17 protein-coding genes and 1 pseudogene are annotated in these 18,956 nt (G+C 35.1%); 2 read left to right on the forward strand and 16 right to left on the reverse strand.

The window, feature by feature from the left end:
* Positions 1-58 precede the first annotated feature (58 nt).
* From BW732_RS01620 to BW732_RS01655, 8 genes and pseudogenes are all read right to left on the reverse strand, one after another.
* A complete protein-coding gene (locus BW732_RS01620; protein ID WP_077275151.1) occupies positions 59-1,663 on the reverse strand; it encodes a CTP synthase in 1,605 nt (534 codons plus the stop codon).
* 199 nt (positions 1,664-1,862) lie between these two features.
* On the reverse strand, positions 1,863-3,653 hold the full coding sequence (locus BW732_RS01625; RefSeq protein WP_228414955.1) for a DNA-binding protein: 1,791 nt from the start codon (positions 3,651-3,653) through the stop codon (positions 1,863-1,865).
* A 96-nt stretch (positions 3,654-3,749) separates the two neighbouring features.
* Positions 3,750-4,659 (reverse strand): annotated as a pseudogene (locus tag BW732_RS01630) (magnesium transporter CorA family protein).
* 171 nt (positions 4,660-4,830) lie between these two features.
* Entirely contained in the window at positions 4,831-6,237 is a 1,407-nt protein-coding gene (gene lpdA / locus BW732_RS01635) for a dihydrolipoyl dehydrogenase (protein ID WP_077275153.1), read from the reverse strand.
* Positions 6,238-6,249: 12 nt separating this feature from the next.
* Positions 6,250-7,854, reverse strand: coding sequence for a dihydrolipoyllysine-residue acetyltransferase (locus BW732_RS01640; RefSeq protein ID WP_077275154.1), 1,605 nt, complete (start codon positions 7,852-7,854; stop codon positions 6,250-6,252).
* Positions 7,855-7,891: 37 nt separating this feature from the next.
* Positions 7,892-8,869 carry an alpha-ketoacid dehydrogenase subunit beta gene (locus BW732_RS01645; protein ID WP_077275155.1) on the reverse strand — a complete coding sequence of 326 codons (978 nt, stop codon included), beginning with the start codon at positions 8,867-8,869 and terminating at the stop codon, positions 7,892-7,894.
* Positions 8,870-8,872: 3 nt separating this feature from the next.
* A complete protein-coding gene (gene pdhA, locus BW732_RS01650) occupies positions 8,873-9,985 on the reverse strand; it encodes a pyruvate dehydrogenase (acetyl-transferring) E1 component subunit alpha (protein WP_077275156.1) in 1,113 nt (370 codons plus the stop codon).
* Positions 9,986-10,534: 549 nt separating this feature from the next.
* Positions 10,535-11,143, reverse strand: coding sequence for a superoxide dismutase (locus BW732_RS01655; RefSeq protein ID WP_077275157.1), 609 nt, complete (start codon positions 11,141-11,143; stop codon positions 10,535-10,537).
* Between the two features lie 175 nt (positions 11,144-11,318).
* On the opposite strand from BW732_RS01655, the gene BW732_RS01660 reads away from it, so the two are divergent.
* The gene (locus BW732_RS01660) at positions 11,319-12,122 is read left to right on the forward strand and encodes a DUF1189 domain-containing protein (protein ID WP_077275158.1); all 804 of its coding nucleotides are present in this window, start codon (positions 11,319-11,321) and stop codon (positions 12,120-12,122) included.
* Positions 12,123-12,191: 69 nt separating this feature from the next.
* Here the strand turns inward: BW732_RS01660 and BW732_RS01665 are convergent, their stop codons facing one another.
* From BW732_RS01665 to mltG, 7 genes are all read right to left on the reverse strand, one after another.
* Positions 12,192-12,473, reverse strand: a complete 282-nt coding sequence (locus tag BW732_RS01665; protein WP_077275159.1) for a HesB/YadR/YfhF family protein — start codon at positions 12,471-12,473, stop codon at positions 12,192-12,194.
* Between the two features lie 80 nt (positions 12,474-12,553).
* Positions 12,554-13,219: a potassium channel family protein gene (locus BW732_RS01670; protein ID WP_077275160.1), complete on the reverse strand. Its 666-nt coding sequence runs from the start codon at positions 13,217-13,219 to the stop codon at positions 12,554-12,556.
* 21 nt (positions 13,220-13,240) lie between these two features.
* Positions 13,241-13,873 (reverse strand): response regulator, encoded by a 633-nt coding sequence (locus tag BW732_RS01675; RefSeq protein WP_077275161.1) that lies wholly within the window; start codon positions 13,871-13,873, stop codon positions 13,241-13,243.
* A 13-nt stretch (positions 13,874-13,886) separates the two neighbouring features.
* The gene (locus BW732_RS01680; RefSeq protein WP_077275162.1) at positions 13,887-14,930 is read right to left on the reverse strand and encodes a sensor histidine kinase; all 1,044 of its coding nucleotides are present in this window, start codon (positions 14,928-14,930) and stop codon (positions 13,887-13,889) included.
* Positions 14,927-15,658, reverse strand: coding sequence for a cell wall-active antibiotics response protein LiaF (liaF, locus tag BW732_RS01685; protein ID WP_077275163.1), 732 nt, complete (start codon positions 15,656-15,658; stop codon positions 14,927-14,929). Before liaF ends, BW732_RS01680 begins: the two co-directional genes overlap by 4 nt.
* Before the next feature lie 141 nt (positions 15,659-15,799).
* Positions 15,800-16,270 (reverse strand): transcription elongation factor GreA, encoded by a 471-nt coding sequence (gene greA / locus BW732_RS01690; RefSeq protein WP_077275164.1) that lies wholly within the window; start codon positions 16,268-16,270, stop codon positions 15,800-15,802.
* A gap of 159 nt (positions 16,271-16,429) precedes the next feature.
* The gene (gene mltG / locus BW732_RS01695; protein WP_228414956.1) at positions 16,430-17,644 is read right to left on the reverse strand and encodes an endolytic transglycosylase MltG; all 1,215 of its coding nucleotides are present in this window, start codon (positions 17,642-17,644) and stop codon (positions 16,430-16,432) included.
* Positions 17,645-17,874: 230 nt separating this feature from the next.
* Here mltG and BW732_RS01700 point away from each other — a divergent pair, with 230 nt between their 5' ends.
* Positions 17,875-18,204, forward strand: a complete 330-nt coding sequence (locus BW732_RS01700; RefSeq protein WP_077276843.1) for a zinc ribbon domain-containing protein YjdM — start codon at positions 17,875-17,877, stop codon at positions 18,202-18,204.
* A gap of 68 nt (positions 18,205-18,272) precedes the next feature.
* Here the strand turns inward: BW732_RS01700 and BW732_RS01705 are convergent, their stop codons facing one another.
* Complete coding sequence (locus BW732_RS01705) at positions 18,273-18,854, reverse strand: DUF805 domain-containing protein (RefSeq protein WP_077275165.1); 582 nt, start codon at positions 18,852-18,854, stop codon at positions 18,273-18,275.
* Positions 18,855-18,956: the final 102 nt, after the last annotated feature.

Consider the following 18,956-nt stretch of genomic DNA (forward strand, 5'->3'; position numbering starts at 1 on the left):
ATGTAAAAAAATCTATCTTGTTATTAGAGATGTATTATCTCAGCTGATAACTACTCTATTATATATTTAAGTGTAACGCTGCCTCAACAAACGCTTTAATCAAGCGTTGTGGTCGGTTAGGTCGTGAAATCAATTCTGGATGGAACTGACAACCAACAAAGAAATCTAGCTCAGGAATCTCAACAATTTCAACCAGAGTATTATCTGGAGATACGCCTGAGAAGACCAAGCCTTTTTCTTCAAATAATTTACGATACTGGTTATTAAATTCATAACGATGACGATGACGCTCTTGGACTACATCTTCATGCTCATACGCTTTAGCCGTTTTAGTCCCTTTTTTAACTTTACAAGGATAAAGCCCTAGACGTAACGTACCGCCAAGATTCTCGATGTTTTCTTGATCAGACATTAAATCAATAATTGGATTCTTGGCATCTGGCTGTGTTTCAGCAGAATGTGCATCTTCTAAACCAACAACATTTCGACCAAACTCAACACAAGCCATTTGCATACCTAAACAAATACCCAAGAATGGTACATTGTTTTCACGAGCATAACGAATCGCTTCAATTTTACCTTCCACTCCACGATCACCAAAGCCACCGGGAACTAAAATTCCATCGACTTGACCTAAAATTTCTGATGCATTCTCGGCCGTGATTAAATCCGATTGGATCCACTCTAAATCAATATCAGCGTCAAAAGCAAAGCCTGAATGTTTTAAAGCTTCAACCACAGATAAATAAGCATCCGGTAATTCAATATATTTTCCAACTAAAGCAATTTTAACACGTTTACTTAAATTTAACACTCGGTTTTCTAAATTACGCCATTCAGTCATATCCGCTTCAGGTGTATCAAGTTTCAAATGATTACAGACAATCTGGTCCATTCCTTGAGCTTGTAAATTCAATGGAATAGAGTACAAAGTATCCACATCACGTGATTCAATAACAGCCTCAGGTGCGACATCACAGAACTGGGCTAATTTATTTTTCACACCTTGAGAAACTTCTTGTTCCGTGCGAATGACTAAAATATTAGGTTGAATTCCCAATCCACGTAGTTCTTTAACACTATGTTGTGTTGGTTTAGTTTTCATCTCACCGGCAGCTTTTAAGTATGGAATCAATGTTGTATGAATATACATCACATTATCATTCCCAACGTCCGCCTTCATTTGACGTAAAGCTTCTAAAAATGGTAGTGATTCAATGTCACCAACAGTACCACCAACTTCAGTAATAATCACATCCGCATCTGTTAAGGTTGCCGCACGCATGATTTTTTCTTTAATTGTGTTCGTGATATGTGGAATAACTTGAACTGTAGCACCTAAATATTCTCCACGTCGTTCTTTTTGCAAGACTTCCGAATAAATTTTACCCGTCGTAACATTTGAAAATTTGTTTAAGTTAATATCAATGAATCGCTCATAATGCCCTAAGTCTAAATCAGTTTCTGCTCCATCATCCGTTACAAAGACCTCACCATGTTGATAAGGACTCATTGTCCCAGGATCGACATTAATGTATGGGTCAAACTTTTGAATCGTCACTTTTAAACCACGATTTTTTAGTAGTCTACCAAGTGATGCTGCGACAATGCCTTTTCCAATTGATGAAACCACGCCACCAGTTACAAAGATATATTTTGTCATAATGTTAAAACTCCTTCGCTTCGTCAAATTAAGGAAAGTCTCAGAAAATAAGAAAAGCTCCCTATTTCATTACTGAAATAAGGAGCTCTTCGTCAACTGACTTCTGACCCTATTAAAAGGGTGCCCAAAAAGAATGATACAAGGTTACGTAGTTTAAGTCAAGGGAAATTATCAGAAAATAAGTGAAATTTTTCATTGACTATTTTTCAGTCGTTACACCATCAATCGTTATATCATCAATTGTGGTGATTCGACTGTCTTTATCAATCGTCGCTTCAAAACTAACTTTATCCCCCGGTGTTAAGAACATGCTGTACACATTATTTGAGGTGCTAATTGTATAAACAGTTGGATTATCTTTTAATAAGAAAGAAACTGTTTCATTGCCCTCAATAACCATTTTATTGACACGTCTAACTTCACCAGAGACTTTCTCTAAACCTAACTTATCAACGTTTTTATTTGAGCTACCTTTCATACCTAAGCGTAATTTATAAGCTTCTAGTGTTTTTTGAGCATCGTTTCCATCTACAACAATATCACTATCCGTTGCTGAGATATAGACATAACCTTTAAAAATACCATTGACATCTAATAAAGAGACGACCCAAGTTGGAACACCTTCAACGTTATAAAGAATTGGCATTTTTGCTTCCCATTTTTTTTCAGGATAAATTTTTTCAGCAATCTGGATAGCCCCATCACTGTCCATCATTCCTTTACCGTCACGATAATACTCCATAACACCAGTACGCGCATTAATTAGGCTATAACCTAGCGCGCTATCTTGTTTCGCATCATCACTGGTAAAATCAGTAAAGTACAATAATTCGCCAGATTTTGAGAGAAGTGGTGTTACTGCTCCTTTTGAATAAATACCGTTATTCGTTGGCTGTTTAACATCATCTTTCGTAAACAAGCTATTTAACCAACCTTTACCATATAAACCAAAATAACTATTCATACTACTTGCTACAGCACTTGTTAACGGCGCATCAATGTCCTTTGGTGTATCCTTTAGTTCATATACCTTAGTTTCACCAGTAACGCTGTTCAAAACACCAACTTTAAAGTCATCATAGCGTTTAATACCACTAACACCATACTCTTTATATAGTGTTTCCACATAATATGGCGTACCATCATTACCAATTTCTAAATTCACCGTACCAATCGTGGCATAGCGGCTAGCTTTTGCATAAATTTTGCGTTCCGCGTCTTGGCCTAAATAAGCACTCGGAATATATCTCATCTTTTTATTAATAAATTCTGGCTGGGCATTAATATCTGTCGCACTAATTTTAAAGTAACCAGGAACTTCTTTAAATCGATTCCATTTCCAAAAGCTACGATACTCCAGTGCAGCTACATATACATACTCACCATCAATCACTTGAGCTGTCGTAGAGCCTAATTGGTAGGCACTGTAATTCGGTACACTACTAATCATTTTTTGCATTTTATTTTGAGCACTTTGGATTGACATGGCGATTGGCGTCTCTTTCGTTGAAACTAATTCTTCTGTTTTTTTCACTTTTTTAACATCAATTGTGTTAAAAACGTCATCAATACTGATGATTCGTGCAATTGGTGTATAAATGATTAAACCGACTACAGCGATAACACCCCATACAAAAAACTTAGTTAATCGACGGTTAATTCCACCGGGACCATTAATAATCTGTTTATTTTTCAAACTAGGTTTGATAAAAAGATGGCTAATTTTATCTACAGAAATAAGCATCATAACGGCCATTCCAATTAAAAAGTTAATCCCATTTAACATTAATAAATTACTTAATGTTTGTGGCGGTAAGGCAAAGTAAACAATCGTCACAGCAATAATTAAATAAATAATAGAACTAATTAATGTTCGTTTAAGCATTTTGTTACGGTTAGGACTAAAGATTAAGCCTAAAATCAAAGCCAGTAAAAACCCTCCACTAAAACGACATGCGACAATCAAAAAATCTAATATTAATTCCATCATACACCCCTAATTTATGTCTTATTTTTATTCTAGTTGGTTGCTTATGATAAAACCAGAATAAAATACTTACCATTTAAATAAAACTGGCTAAACACACTATTCAATAAACTTTTTTAAAACATAGGACAATAAAAACCATAAAAAAATACTAATAAGGATGGTAATTATCCAGCCGAATGCATTATCTTCTAATGGTAATGGCATGTTCATACCAAAAAAAACCAGTGATAATCGTCGGAATTGTTAATAAAACCGATAAAACGGTTAAAATACGGATTGTTTCATTTAAATTATTATTTAAAACATTATTATAAGTACCGGATAATTGCTGTAAAATTTGCGAAGAAATTTGTGTCATCTCCATGACCTGTTTTGCTTCAATTAAAGCATCTTCTAACTCTTCTTTTTCAGCATCATTTAACTGCTTATAGACGATATGTATCTTAATTTGTTCAAGTAGGACTATATTTTGTTTAGAAGCAGAAATATAATAGACTATCCCTATTTCTAAATCAGAAAGAGATAACAAATTTTGTTTACTAGTTTTTTCCTTCAAGCGATTACTGACTTTAATTCGATCAGTATTCATTTCTTCCACATAAGGAAAAAATTGATCCGTAATCATCAATAGACAAGTAAATAAAAATTCAAACACAGAAATATTAGATGCTTTATTTAAATTATTTTGCATTTTTGAAACTAAATAATGATTACGGTTATTACTAATGGTAATTAAGGTATTATTTTTAATGATAAACGTCATTGGAATCGTTTCATAATGATTATCAATTTTCTCTTGATTTGGGACATTGTAAATTAACATAAAAATATTAGTATCTTTATCATAATCTAAATGAGCACGCTCATTCTTATCGAGTGAATAATTAATAATTTCTTCATCAATATCATAATCAGCATAAACTTTTTTTAATTGACGAGCATCATCCTGATCCGTGTTCACATTCAACCAATTATTTTTTTGTTGGTTAAATTGAATTTTCAGCATTCTCTTAACTCCTCCTCATGCACTATTAGGTTTATTTTTTTATTATACCATCTCTTGCAAACTTATTCAGTAATCATTAGATTCAATACTCAAAATAAAAAAAGAACCACTAAAAGTGATTCTCTTTACGTCCGGACAGATAGTACTCTATTAATTCAATTATTTGATTAATTATACGTGAATTGGTAAGCCTAATGCTAATTCAGCTGTATCCATAACCGCTTCAGCTAGTGATGGATGTGAATGAACTGTTAATGCGATATCTTCAGCATTCATACCAGATTCAATCGCTAAACCAATTTCAGCAATCATATCACTTGCGCCAACACCGACAACTTGTCCACCGACAATAACGTTGTCTTCTTTAGTTGTTACTAAGCGTACAAAACCTTCAGTTTGGTTTAATGATAAAGCACGGCCATTTCCACCTAAAGTGAATTTAGATGCTTTAACGTCTAAACCTTGTTCTTTTGCTTCTTTTTCAGTCATTCCGACTACTGCTAATTCAGGATCTGTAAAGGCTACAGCCGGCATCGCAATATAGTCATTGGCAACTGCTTTACCAGCAATTGCTTCAGCTGCAATTTTAGCTTCAAAACTTGCTTTGTGTGCTAATGCAGGTCCAGGAACGATATCACCAATTGCCCAAATACTTGGAACATTTGTACGTCCTTGATTATCAACGACTACTAACCCACGATCAGTTAACTCAACACCAGCAATTTCAAGTCCTAAATCATCCGTATTTGGACGACGACCAACTGTTACCATTACGTAATCAGCATCAATTGCTTCTTCTTTGCCATTTGCTTCATATTTAACAGTTACGCTATCACCATTATCAATCGCTTCTTTAGCCATTGCTTTAGTAACAACTGTAATACCTTTTTTCTTGAAGTCTGATTCGACAAATTTAACCATGTCTTTTTCAAATGTTGGTAAAATTTGTGGAGATCCTTCTAAGATAGTTACTTCAGCACCAAGGTTAGCATATGCACTACCTAATTCAGCACCGATAACTCCCCCGCCAACAATCACTAATTTTTTAGGTACTTCTGTTAAATTCAAGCCACCAGTTGAATCAATGATACGTTTACCGAATTTAAAGCCTTTAATTTCAATTGGGCGACTACCAGTTGCCACAATTGCATTTTTGAATTCATATGTTTGTGCACTATCTTCATGAATGACACGTAATGTGTTGGCATCAACGAAGAAAGCTTCCCCACGAATGATTTCGACTTTATTTTTTTTCAATAGGAATTCAACGCCCGCTGTTAATTTTGATACAACGCTATTGTTTTTCCATTCTTGTGTTTTAGCAAAATCTAAAGTGACATTCTCAGCTGTAACACCAAAAACCTCAGAGTGTTTTGCATCGTGTAATTTGTGACCAGCACTGATTAAGGCTTTTGAAGGGATACAGCCTACGTTTAGACAAACCCCTCCAATATATTCACGCTCAATGATTGCGACTTTTTGCCCCATTTGTGCGGCACGAATTGCTGCTACATAGCCACCAGGTCCTGCCCCAATGACAACTGTATCTAATTCTAATGCGAAATCTCCTACTACCATGCGTGTTTCACCTTAACCTTCCATTAATAATAATTCTGGATCTGCTAATAAACGTTTAATATTGTTCATAGCTTTTTGAGCAGTTGCTCCATCTACGATACGGTGGTCAAAGCTCAATGATAATTTCATCATACGTCCGACAACAATTTCACCATCTGCATTTACAACTGGTTGTTGTACAATCGTACCAACACCTAAAATTGCTACTTCTGGGTAGTTAATTACCGGTGTGAACCAGCTTCCACCAACAGAACCAATATTACTAATTGTTACTGTACCACCACGCATGTCAGCTGCAGTTAATTTTCCTTCAATCGCTAAAGCAGCTTTTGAATTAATTTCATCTGCAATATCAAACATACTCTTAGTATCAGCATTTTTCACGTTTGGTACATATAATCCGTGATCTGTATCTGTTGCGATACCAATATTGTAATAGTTTTTGTAGACAATTTCATCTGTTGAATCATCAATTGATGCGTTCATAATTGGGAATTTTTTCATTGTTACTGTTAAAGCTTTAACAACATATGGTAAGAATGTTAATTTTGTGTCGCGATCTGCTGCAACTGATTTAAATTTCTTACGGTGATCCCATAATTTAGACACTTCAACTTCATCGTGTAAAGTAACATGTGGAGCTGTATGTTTACTATTAACCATTGCTTTAGCAATTGCTTTACGTGTTGGTGTCATTTTTTCTCTAACTTCAGCTTCTGGTGCGCCAACAAATGGAGCTGGTGCTGCTTTTGGTGCTGCTGTTTTTGATGCTGCTGGAGCTGCTTCAGGAGTCGCTTGAGTTGAAGCTACTTCTGGTGCTGCTACCGGAGCGCCACCGAAGTTATCAATATCTTCTTTAACAACACGTCCACCTTTACCAGTTGGAACAACTGTTGTAATATCAATACCTTTTTCACGTGCATATTGTCGAACAGATGGCATTGCTAAGACACGCTTAGATGGATTACCTGTTGCTGCGCCAGTAGACGTTGCTTTTGGTGCTGCTGATGTTGAAGCTGCCGCAGGTGTTGCAGGAACTGCTGCCGGTGCATTGTTGTGACCAGGTGCATCAATCTCTACTAACACGTCACCAACATTAGCCACTGTCCCTTCTGGAACAACAACTTTAACAACTTTACCTGTTACTGGAGATGGAATCTCTTCAACAGATTTGTCGTTTTGAACTTCTAACATTGTATCATCTTCATTGATTGTATCGCCTTCTTTAACGAACCATTTTACGATTTCGCCTTCTGCAATACCTTCACCAATATCTGGTAATTTAAATTGGAATACGCCGCCTGCTGGTGCAGCTGGTGCTTCAGCTTTTGGAGCTTCCACTACTGGAGCTGGTGCACTTGCTTCGTCATCTTCATGACCAGGTGCATCAATCTCTACTAATACGTCACCAACGTTAGCTACTGTCCCTTCTGGAACAACAACTTTAATAACTTTACCTGTTACTGGAGATGGAATCTCTTCAACAGATTTGTCATTTTGAACTTCTAACATTGTATCATCTTCATTGATTGTATCGCCTTCTTTAACGAACCATTTTACGATTTCGCCTTCTGCAATACCTTCACCAATATCTGGTAATTTAAATTTAAACGCCATGTTTCATACTCTCCTTCTCTATCTGTTAAGCTCGTGATTAAAATTCGTAAACTTCTTTAACTTTCGCTTCAATGTCAGATGCATTTGGTAACCAAGTGTTTTCAGCTTGACCGAATGGGAATACAGTATCTGGCGCAGAAATACGTCCGATAGGTGCTTCTAATGAAAGAACAGCTCTCTCAGAAATTTCAGATACAACTTGTGCACCAACACCTGCTTGTTTTTGAGCTTCTTGAACCACAACAACACGGCCAGTTTTTTCAACTGATGCAATAATTGTATCAATATCTAAAGGAGCCACAGTACGTAAGTCGATAACTTCTACTGAAATATCTTGTTTTTCTAATTCTTCAGCGGCTTTAACTGATTCACGAACCATTGCACCATAAGTAATGATTGATACATCAGTTCCTTCACGAGTAACAGCTGCTTTATCTAAAGGTACTGTGTAAGCACCATCTGGCACTTCCTCACGGAATGAACGGTATAATTTCATGTGCTCTAAGAAGATAACTGGATCGTTATCACGGATAGCTGAAATTAATAGGCCTTTTGCATCATATGGATTACTTGGAATAACCACACGTAAACCAGGTGTTTGTGCCATTAAACCTTCTAAGTTATCTGAGTGTAGCTCAGGTGTATGTACCCCACCACCAAACGGAGAACGAATAGTGATCGGCATGTTACGAGTACCACTCATACGGTAACGTGTACGTGACATTTGGCCGGCAACTGAGTCAAAGACTTCAAACACAAAACCAAAGAATTGAATTTCAGGAACTGGGCGGAAACCTTCAAGTGCTAAACCAAAAGCTAAACCACCAATACCAGATTCTGCTAATGGTGTATCGAATACGCGGTCTTCACCAAATTTTTCTTGTAAACCTTCAGTGGCACGGAATACCCCACCGTTGTTACCTACGTCCTCACCAAATACTAATACATCTGGATTTAACTCTAATTCTAAAGCTAAAGCATCAGTAATTGCTTGAATCATTGTTTTTTGTGCCATGATTTATTTCGACTCCTTTGCTTCAAAAGTATCAATTTGTTCTTGAATTGATTTAGGTGTTACTTCAAACATATTTTTTAAGAAATCAGATACTTTTTGTTTTGGTGCTGCATCTGCTTCTTTAATTGCTGCTTTGATATCTTCTTTTGTTTGTTCGATGACAGCTTCTTCTTTTTCTTCAGACCATAACCCTTTTTCAGTTAAATAAATACGGAAACGAGTTAATGGGTCTTTTGCGTGCCACTCATCTTCAGTTTCTTTTGAACGATATCTTGTTGGATCGTCTCCAGATAATGTATGTGGACCATAACGGAATGTTAATGTTTCGATTAATACTGGACCATTTCCAGCAATCGCCCAATCACGTGCCGCTTTTGTCACTTGGTAAACTGCTAATGGATCCATACCATCAACTTGAATACTTGGAATTCCAGCTGCGATACCTTTTTGTGCTAATGTTTTAGCTGCTGTTTGTACTTCACGTGGTGTTGAAATTGCATACCCATTATTTTGAATAAAGAAAACAGCGTTTGCTTTGTAAGCACCAGCAAAGTTAATCCCTTCATAGAAATCTCCTTGTGATGAACCGCCATCACCAGTATATGTATAAGCAACATTGGCTTTACCGCGTTTTTTAAGTCCTAATGCAACACCAGCTGCCTGAACGTATTGTGCACCAATGATGATTTGTGGTGGTAATGCTTTCAAATCTTGAGGATAGTTGTTACCAGCTGCATGTCCTCTTGACCATAAGAATGCTTCAGTTAAAGGTAAACCATGTTTAATCAATTGAGGAACATCACGATATCCCGGTAATAAAACATCTTCCTTATCCATAGCAAATTGACTTGCTAATTGACTTGCTTCTTGACCAGCTGTTGGAGCAAAGAATCCTAAACGACCTTGACGATTTAGGGCTGTTGAACGTTGATCTAGGACACGTGACCATACCATATCAGTCATTAATTGTACTAACTCTTCATCAGTTAAATCTGGAACTAAATCTTTATCAACGATTTTACCATTCTCATCCAATACCTGAACAGTTGGAAAATCAGCATTGATATCTTCTAACAGTGCTGCAAAATCAAGTGGGTTTATTTTTTTCTTAGCCATCTTGTTACACAATCCTCTCTTTTTACAAATATTCGTGTTTGTCTTAAACAGAAAAGAAAACTGTATTACTCTTCTTGTTTCAACACCATAAATTTAACACGTTAAAACAACGATTGCAAGTAATAATACTTAATTTTTTTACCTAAAATTTGCGATATTTTAACTGTTATCAGCGATAGTGAAAACTGTAACTAACACCTGACCATTATGTCAGTTCAAAACAGTTTCTTTTTCGAACTGTTATAATCTGTCACACTTTCAAAGGTCGTCTGTTATAGGTTATTTTTCAGAAAACGCTTTTACACTAGATGTTTCCTCGATTATACCAAAAAAACAAAATTAAACAATCTTGTTTTTATAAAACGCTTTCTTTATAAACAATAAAAATGCACAAATTAAGAGCATTTTAGTTGTCAATCTTACTCTATCAGAACTTTCAACATGTGAATAAATTAATTTGTTTTTCTTTTACATTCTTAACAATTTTTTAATCAAAAAGAGCAAGCAACTATTTGTTGCTTGCTCTTGACAGCTAGATATAAAAATGAATTATTTTGTTGCTGCGTAGTTTTTATTTACTTGATCCCAGTTAACAACATTGAAAAATGCTTCAATATAATCAGGACGAACATTACTATATTTTTTGTAATAAGCATGTTCCCAAACATCAATACCTAATAAAGGCGTTTTACCTTCTGTTAAAGGTGAATCTTGATTTGGCGTTGACATAATTTCTAATTTTCCATTATTATCAACTAACCAAGCCCAACCAGAACCAAAACGGCCAACAGCTGCTGCTTTGAATTCTTTCTTGAATGTGTCAAAGTCGCCAAATGCTGATTCGATTGCACCTTTAATTGCTCCCGTTGGTTCACCACCAGCATTCGGTGCCATTACTTCCCAGAAGAAAGCATGGTTAGCATGTCCACCACCGTTGTTACGGACAGCCATCTGGATATCTTCAGGAACATCGTTTAAATTAGCAACTAATTCTTCAATTGTTTGTTTGCCTAATTCAGGGTGTTTTTCAATTGCTGCGTTTAAGTTAGTCACGTATGTATTGTGATGTTTATCGTGATGTAATTTCATTGTTAATTCATCAATGTATGGTTCCAATGCATCATAAGCATATGGTAATTCTGGTAATTTATAAGTCATAAGTAAATTCCTCCTAAAGAAATAAGTTATAATAATTCTAACATGCCTAATATAACATTATCCCTTCATAAAGACAAAATATTAGTCTGATAGATACTAACCTCTGCTTGTATCTTCTATATAAACACGATAAAATAAGGACGTATCTAAATTTGGGAAGGACGTCTTAATACCTATGAAAACACTCTTTACAACCATCAACAAGACCATTAAAAGTCCCGTTGAACTGTTACATTATCGCAATAAAAAAGGCTTCGCAGCTTTTGGTTACTTACTATTATTAACGTTAATTTTAAGCATTCCAATGATTGTTGAATCAATTAGTTTAGGCAGTATCTTTCAAAAAGATGGCGAATTAATTTTAAATAAATTACCAGATTTTTCAATTAAAGATGGGACGCTTACAACTGATAAAGAGGACTCAGGCTTTGTCTATCAAACAAACTCAATTATCTTTACTTTTGATCCAGAAAACAAACGCTCTGCCCACGACGTTACTGAAGACGGTGCAACAGGTGCCTTAGCAGTTGGCTTATTAAAAAATGAAGTAGTTGTTGGTCTACCAACAGTTGGTACAGCATCGGATATGGTCGAAAACCTAACATTTCCATATAAAAGTATGCCTTTAGCGCCTATTCTAAACAAATCAACTGTTTCGGCTATGCTAACCAATAAATCAAGTATGATAACTTTTTTAGTTGTCATGATTATAACAGCCTTTCTACTTGTCTTAGGTAATTTTGTCATGAATCTATTACTACTAACAATTGTTGCGAATCTATCAAATAAATTAAGACAGACAACTTTGACTTTTGGTCAAACATTTAAACTACTTATCTATTGCTCAACTATCCCTAGTATTCTATCGGTTATCCTGCAACTATTAGTGCCGACAGACTTGCCATATAGTACTTTTAGTGTCGTTCTAACCGTCTTTATTTATTTTAGTATGTTCCCAAGATTAACAAAAAAAAGCTAGCTTATAGCGCCTTACCTTGAGTTAGACAGCAATGTCTAACTCATTAGTATGGTACTATAGCTAGTTTTTTTATTGATACACGTAAGTTGGTTCATCATGTTCCAACTCAATTTTTAGTACATAGTCATCGAAAAACCATGCGTCAGTTTCTTCTATATAATACGTGATGCCATCTTTTTCAACGGAATAAGCTGGTTTGGTTGGCGCTGTCACGGTAATACCAGTGGATAGGCCAACATGTACATTTGTCGCTCCACCATATTTTCCATAAATACGCAAACTATCGCCTTTTTCTAATTCTAGCTCATTCACATACCAGTTATGAGCATCATTTGAAATATCTAACTTCATCTAAACAGCAACTCCATTCCATTTTCTTTAGTGACATTGTAACACACATAGAAAAAAAGCAATGAGTTATTTGCTCATTGCTAATCCATCTTATTATCAAAATAGTCGACAGCCTTGTTGTCACCAACAACTAAAAGTATGTCATTTTCTAAAATGACTTCATCGGCTTGTGGTGAAACAATCAATTCTTTTTTACCTCGGCGAATCGCTACAATCGTCAAATCAAAATTTTGACGGAAATTAATGTCTTGAATCGTTTTATCGAAGAATTTGCGATTTGTCACCATAACTTCTGCTAATGAGTAGTCCTCAGATAACTCAATAAAATCTAACATGTTATTCGACGTTAGCTTGTGACCAATCCGAATCCCCATATCACGTTCAGGATGGACAACCGTATCCGCTCCAACTTTTTCGAGTACTCGCGCATGGTACTCATTTTGTGCTTTTGCTGTAATTCTTGGCACACCCATCTCTTTTGCCATTAAAGTGACCAAAATACTCGCTTGAATATCTTCACCAATCGCAATAATGACATGGTCAAAGTTACGCAACCCTAACGAGCGCAAAGTCGCCTCATCTTGAGCATTTGCAACGACTGCGTGAGTAGCAATATTCATAAACTCATTCACTTGCTCCTCGCAGCTATCAATGGCAAGGACTTCTTGATCGGACTCGATTAATGTCCGACACACGCTACCACCAAAACGGCCTAAGCCGATAACAACAAAAGATTTTCTTAACATCTTGATTTTCCTTCTTTCTAGCTAATCCACTAAGCCATTTTTAAATGCATAAATCGTTGCTTGCGTCCGATCCTCAACATTTAGTTTTGATAAAATATTTGATACATGGGTTTTTACAGTTTTCAGCGTAATAAACAATTCATCTGCAATGTCTTGATTGCTTTTACCTTCAGTAATCAACAATAAAATTTCTCGTTCTCGGTTAGTTAAATCCTCATGTAAAACATGCACTTTTGGTTGTGAAAGACGCTCCATCATTTTATTCGTCACTTCAGGCTCTAGCACTTTATTTCCCGCATTTGCAGAACGAATCGCGTCAGCAATTTCCTTAGCAGACGACGTTTTTAATAAATAGCCAACTGCACCTGCTTCGATAGCTGGATAAACTTTTTCATCATCAATAAAACTGGTGACAATAATGATTTTGGCTTCAGGCCACTCAGCTAAAATCTTTTGTGTTGCAGTAATGCCATCCATCACATCCATCACTAAATCCATTAAAATTACATCTGGTCTCAACTCTAAAGCATGCTCATACCCTTTCAAGCCATTTTCAGCCTCTCCAACCACTTCAATATCCGACTGAATAGATAAATAAGACGATACACCTAAGCGTACCATTTCATGGTCATCAACTAACAACACTTTAATCACACAATTCACCTTCCTAAATTAACGGGATTTTAATTTCGATACTTGTACCTTGATTTTTAAAACTAACAATTTTCAGTGTGCCACCAATCCCAGTTACCCGTTCTTGGATGTTTCCTAAACCATAACTACCCACTTTATCTTGTTCCATATCAAAGCCAACACCATCATCCACGACTTTTAACAGAAGGTTTTGATCGATTGATTTTAAATACACTTCTAAAGTCGTAGCTTTAGCATGACGCAATGTATTCGATAATAATTCCTGAACAATACGGAATAAATGATCTTCAATAGCACTTTTAGTTGAAACATTTTCAATATCCCAAACTACTTCAATATTGATTTTAGTTTGTAACTCTTTTAATAATAATTCTACACCACTTTTTAGTGATTTGTTTTCTAAATTAATTGGACGTAAATGGAGTAATAACGCACGCATTTCAGATTGAGATGAATCAATAATACCAGTAATGACCTTTAATTGCTTCTCAATAATTTCCGGAATCTCACTTTCTGCGACAATCTCATTTAAAGTCGACAACATCATCGTTGCCGCAAAAAGCTGCTGGCTTACAGAATCGTGCAATTCTCTAGCAATACGATGACGTTCTTCTTTAATAATATTTTCTTTTGTTTGACCATCTACTAACTGCGGTCGTTGGCTAAGTTCTTGTAGATCTTTAGTCATATCAACTAACTTCATCCGAATCGATTGAATGTCTAAATCAATCTGTGTCGGATGATTTTCAAGACTTTCCATTGTTTTACGATGCTCATATTGACCTAGTGCCATCAAACGCAATTGCATTTCCACTTTGCCATAGATTTTATAATCGATAAAATAAAGAAAAGCCAGAACAACAAAACCCACCACAATTGAAATTAAAATGACATAAATCAAGAGAGGAATTTTAAACATTTGAACCGTTAATAATTCGCCCATCCAGTAATTTTGTTTTTTAGCAAAAAAGTACATATAAAGTGTCAAAATTAGAACTATAAACGTAAAAAGGAACGTATAAAAAAAGACTAACGGTCGATTTAATTTTTCCATCATATGCGTATTACCTCAACATCGCCAAATAATGAGTTAGTAATGACTTTTAAACGTCTTGTCGCATTATCATAGTCAGAACTATACAATTTGATTGACTCATTTGTTAGAGAATACTCTTCTCCATCAAAACTCAAATTACCAATCATTGTTGAATGCTCAACCACAATTCCAATGCCAGTTGGAACTAATAAACGCGTCCGACCAAAGCCTTTTCTCACTATCACTATATTATCATCTTTTGGCAACAAAGTATTCCCAAAATCAATAATCGTGTCTCCCGAAACAACCGCGATATTAATATCATTCCATTCGTACATTGCATCACCAAAACGTTGAGTACCTAACCATTTACGTTTAAAACGGCGACCAGATTTTGGTTCACTAGCAGTTGTCTTGACCATCATCATGTGTTTTTTATTCCACGGCGCATGAGAAAAAACGTTGACTCCTGATACTTCAATCCCTTTAGACCCAATAAAAACAATAGCGATAATGAGCATGAGCCAAATTGCTGGACTACTCAAAAGACATAAAATGACAATAATCACACTAGCAAAAAATTGAAATTGATTAAAGGATGTCCGTTGACTTTTCTTTGACACGTAATAAATATTTAAAAGTGCAAATAAGAAAAATAAGAAGATCGGTACGTTACTCAATAAGTGATAGGCTCCCCAAAGTAGTAACAATAACTCAATCACAATAAAAAACTTCCATGAGCTCTGCATGATCTATTTAACCCCTTTTCTAAGAATAACTTATACTTAATTATAACTAGCCCCTAAGTATCCAGTAAACCGCAAAAGAAGTAATCTGTACTCAGTCTTTAGTCTGATTTTCAAAAGAAAAAGCTATGCCAAAGCATAACTTTAAGAAATTTTTTGAATTTTAACGGTCATATTACCACCTGGTGTTGAGATAACGACTTCATCGCCTAATTTTTTACCTAATAAAGCTCGAGCAATTGGTGAGTCGTTAGAAATTTTACCAGAAAATGGATCAGCTTCTGCACTACCAACAATGATGTATTCTTCTTCTTCACCATCTGGTAATTCAATGAATGATACCGTACGTCCAAGTGCCACTTCATCTTTTGCTACGTTACCGTTATCAATAATTTGTGCAAAACGAATCATATTTTCAATCGTTGTAATTCGTCCTTCAACAAATGCTTGCTCGTCTTTTGCTGACTCATACTCAGAGTTTTCTGATAAGTCCCCAAAACTACGGGCAATTTTAATTCGTTCCACGATTTCAGGACGTTTCACCATAATTAAATGTTCTAATTCTTTTTCTAATTTGTCTTTACCTTCTAAAGTCATTGGATACGTTTTTTCCATTTTGTTGTCACTTCTCCTTAATCAATAATCCCTTATAATCCTTTATATAAAAGGAATAGCTTTTCTGATAAAGTATCAGAAAAGCTTAATTTGTTCAAGAAACAAGATACCACGTTCAAAAACAAAAGTAAACAAAAATTCGCAAATTAATTTTATTTGTTATTTTTTGTTATCGATATATTCTTGTTTGAGTGCTAAATGCTCTTCATATGTTTTAGCATAATAAACTTTACCAGTTGATACATCAGCTAAAAAGTAAATGTCATCGTTAGCACTTGGGTTTAAAACAGCTTCAATTGCCTGTTGACTTGGATTATTAAACGGCCCAGGACCATAACCTTTATTAATATACAAGTTATACGGTGATTCCACTTGAGTATCTTGATTTGATAAATGAACTTTATGCTCATCTAAAGCATATAAAATTGAAATATCAGATTGTAAAGGCATATCGATTTTAATCCGATTAAAGAAAACTTGGGCAATTTTTCGACGATCATCTTCATGAACGCCTTCTTTTTCAACTAATGAAGCTAAAGTTAACACTTCTTGTACCGTTAGATTTTTTTCCTTAATCGAGTCATAATAAGGGGTTAACACTTGATTTGTTTTAGCCACCATTTGATCAACTAAATCTTCTAATTTAGAATCTTCATAGTAATTATAAGTCGCCGGATATAAATACCCTTCTAAGCGGAACTTAACATCTTTCGCTTCTTTAGCACTTGTTAATAAATCCGGATACTTTTCAACTAATTGATTGAAAAACGTCTCATCTTTCATTAGTTTCAGAAAATCATCTTTTTTAACCGTTGTTTTCTTAGCTAATAAATCAGCAATTTGATCAATTGTATACCCTTCAGGAATAGTTATTTTAGCGTCAGCTAGAGCTTCTGGCTCATCTGTCCCACCTTGTTGTAAACTGCTAGCAATCTCAGATAACTTCATGCTAGGAGCCATTTGATAATATCCAGCTTGAAAATCAGATAAATTATTCATCTTCACATAATAAGAAAAAACCAAACCGCTCTTTATTACTTTATCTTTTTCTAGAATACGACCAATATCTTTACTTGAACTACCTACAGGGATTTCAACTTGAACTAATTTTTTATTATTAGGATTTAATGGTTGCAAACTAGACTTAAAAAAGTTATAAAAAGAAAATCCAGCTATTACTAAGGCCATAACAAGTAGGCCAATGACAATGGCAACAATTTTGCCAACCATTTTATTTTCTTTTTGTCGTTTATCATACTTTTTTTTACGTGAACGCTTTTCTGTATATGTTGGTTCTTGATTGTCAGTCTGCTCAGTTGCACCATTTCTAGATGTTTCTGGCTCTAAATTATTTGGGTCATGTTCATTTGCCAAAGGAGAACCTCCTCTACTTTCTTTTAAATAATTGCACTACTCATTATACATGATTCTCTATAAATTCCAACTATTCTACTTATTTTTATCAATTATTTTATTGATTATGCTACTCCCATGAAAAGTTTCAAACGTAACTAATTAAAAAAACAGATTTGTTCTTTATTTTTTTAACCACATGAGATAGAATGAGCATGACGACACAGAATAAAGGAGTGAAAGATATGGAAATGCCTCAATGCCCGATGTGTGGCTCAACATACACCTATGAAGACCGTGGATTATTTGTCTGTCCAGAATGTGGTCATGAATGGTCGGAGTCAGCTGCAGCACAAGAAGAATCAGGTTTAATCGTCAAAGATTCAAATGGGAATATTTTAACTGAAGGTGATAGCGTCACAGTTATCAAGGATTTAAAAGTCAAAGGTGCAAGCAATCCAATTAAACAAGGAACTAAAGTGAAAAACATCCGTTTAGTTGAAGGTGATCATAACATTGATTGTAAAGTCGATGGTTTTGGACCAATGAAACTAAAATCAGAATTTGTAAAAAAACTATAAACTCACCACATAAAAAACTTCGATTTGACTAGTATAATGACAGTCAATCGAAGTTTTTTATTAATTTTTTACGCTTTTTTTGTATAAAATAAAGCCTTTAAAACTGGATTTTTACTATTTGTTGCAAACATCCCTGTCGGTAAAACAGTACAAACACTAATAAATAGTGATATCAGGATAGTTATAAAAGTTAATAATGGTGATGAGACATAGTTCATCATCATTGGGATCGTCTCATGAGTACCATATGAAAATTGGTTTATCACGGAGCTAATAATACTACTATAAGATAGCATTGCCATAGTATAAGATAGCGCGAAGAAAACTAAATAAAGACCTAAAATTGTTTTACTCTGAATCCCAGTATCACGCAAGCGTCTAACCGATAAAGCTAGACTAGGAACAAGAATCGCTAAGGTAAAAAGACCTAATAACATAATACCAAAAATACTTAGTGCACTAATCGAGTCAGAAACCACCATTGTAATCATCATAATTAACATTACCACAGCATAGATAAGGCAAAGCGCTAATTGTGCCCACCAGTAGCCAGCACGTGTACTCCGACCTCTGAAGTCGATATATCCAAGCCAAAAATCTTTAAATGCTTGGCCAAAGGAAACCATTCCTTTTTCATTAATTTTTTTCATTTGTCTTTCCTCCTTATCATAATATAGTTATAGTGTACTCCAATTAATAAAAAAATGCATTTATCAAATATTAGTTTCATAAAACGTAATTTCCTAATTAGA

The sequence above is a fragment of the Vagococcus penaei genome (assembly GCF_001998885.1).
Classification (GTDB): domain Bacteria; phylum Bacillota; class Bacilli; order Lactobacillales; family Vagococcaceae; genus Vagococcus; species Vagococcus penaei.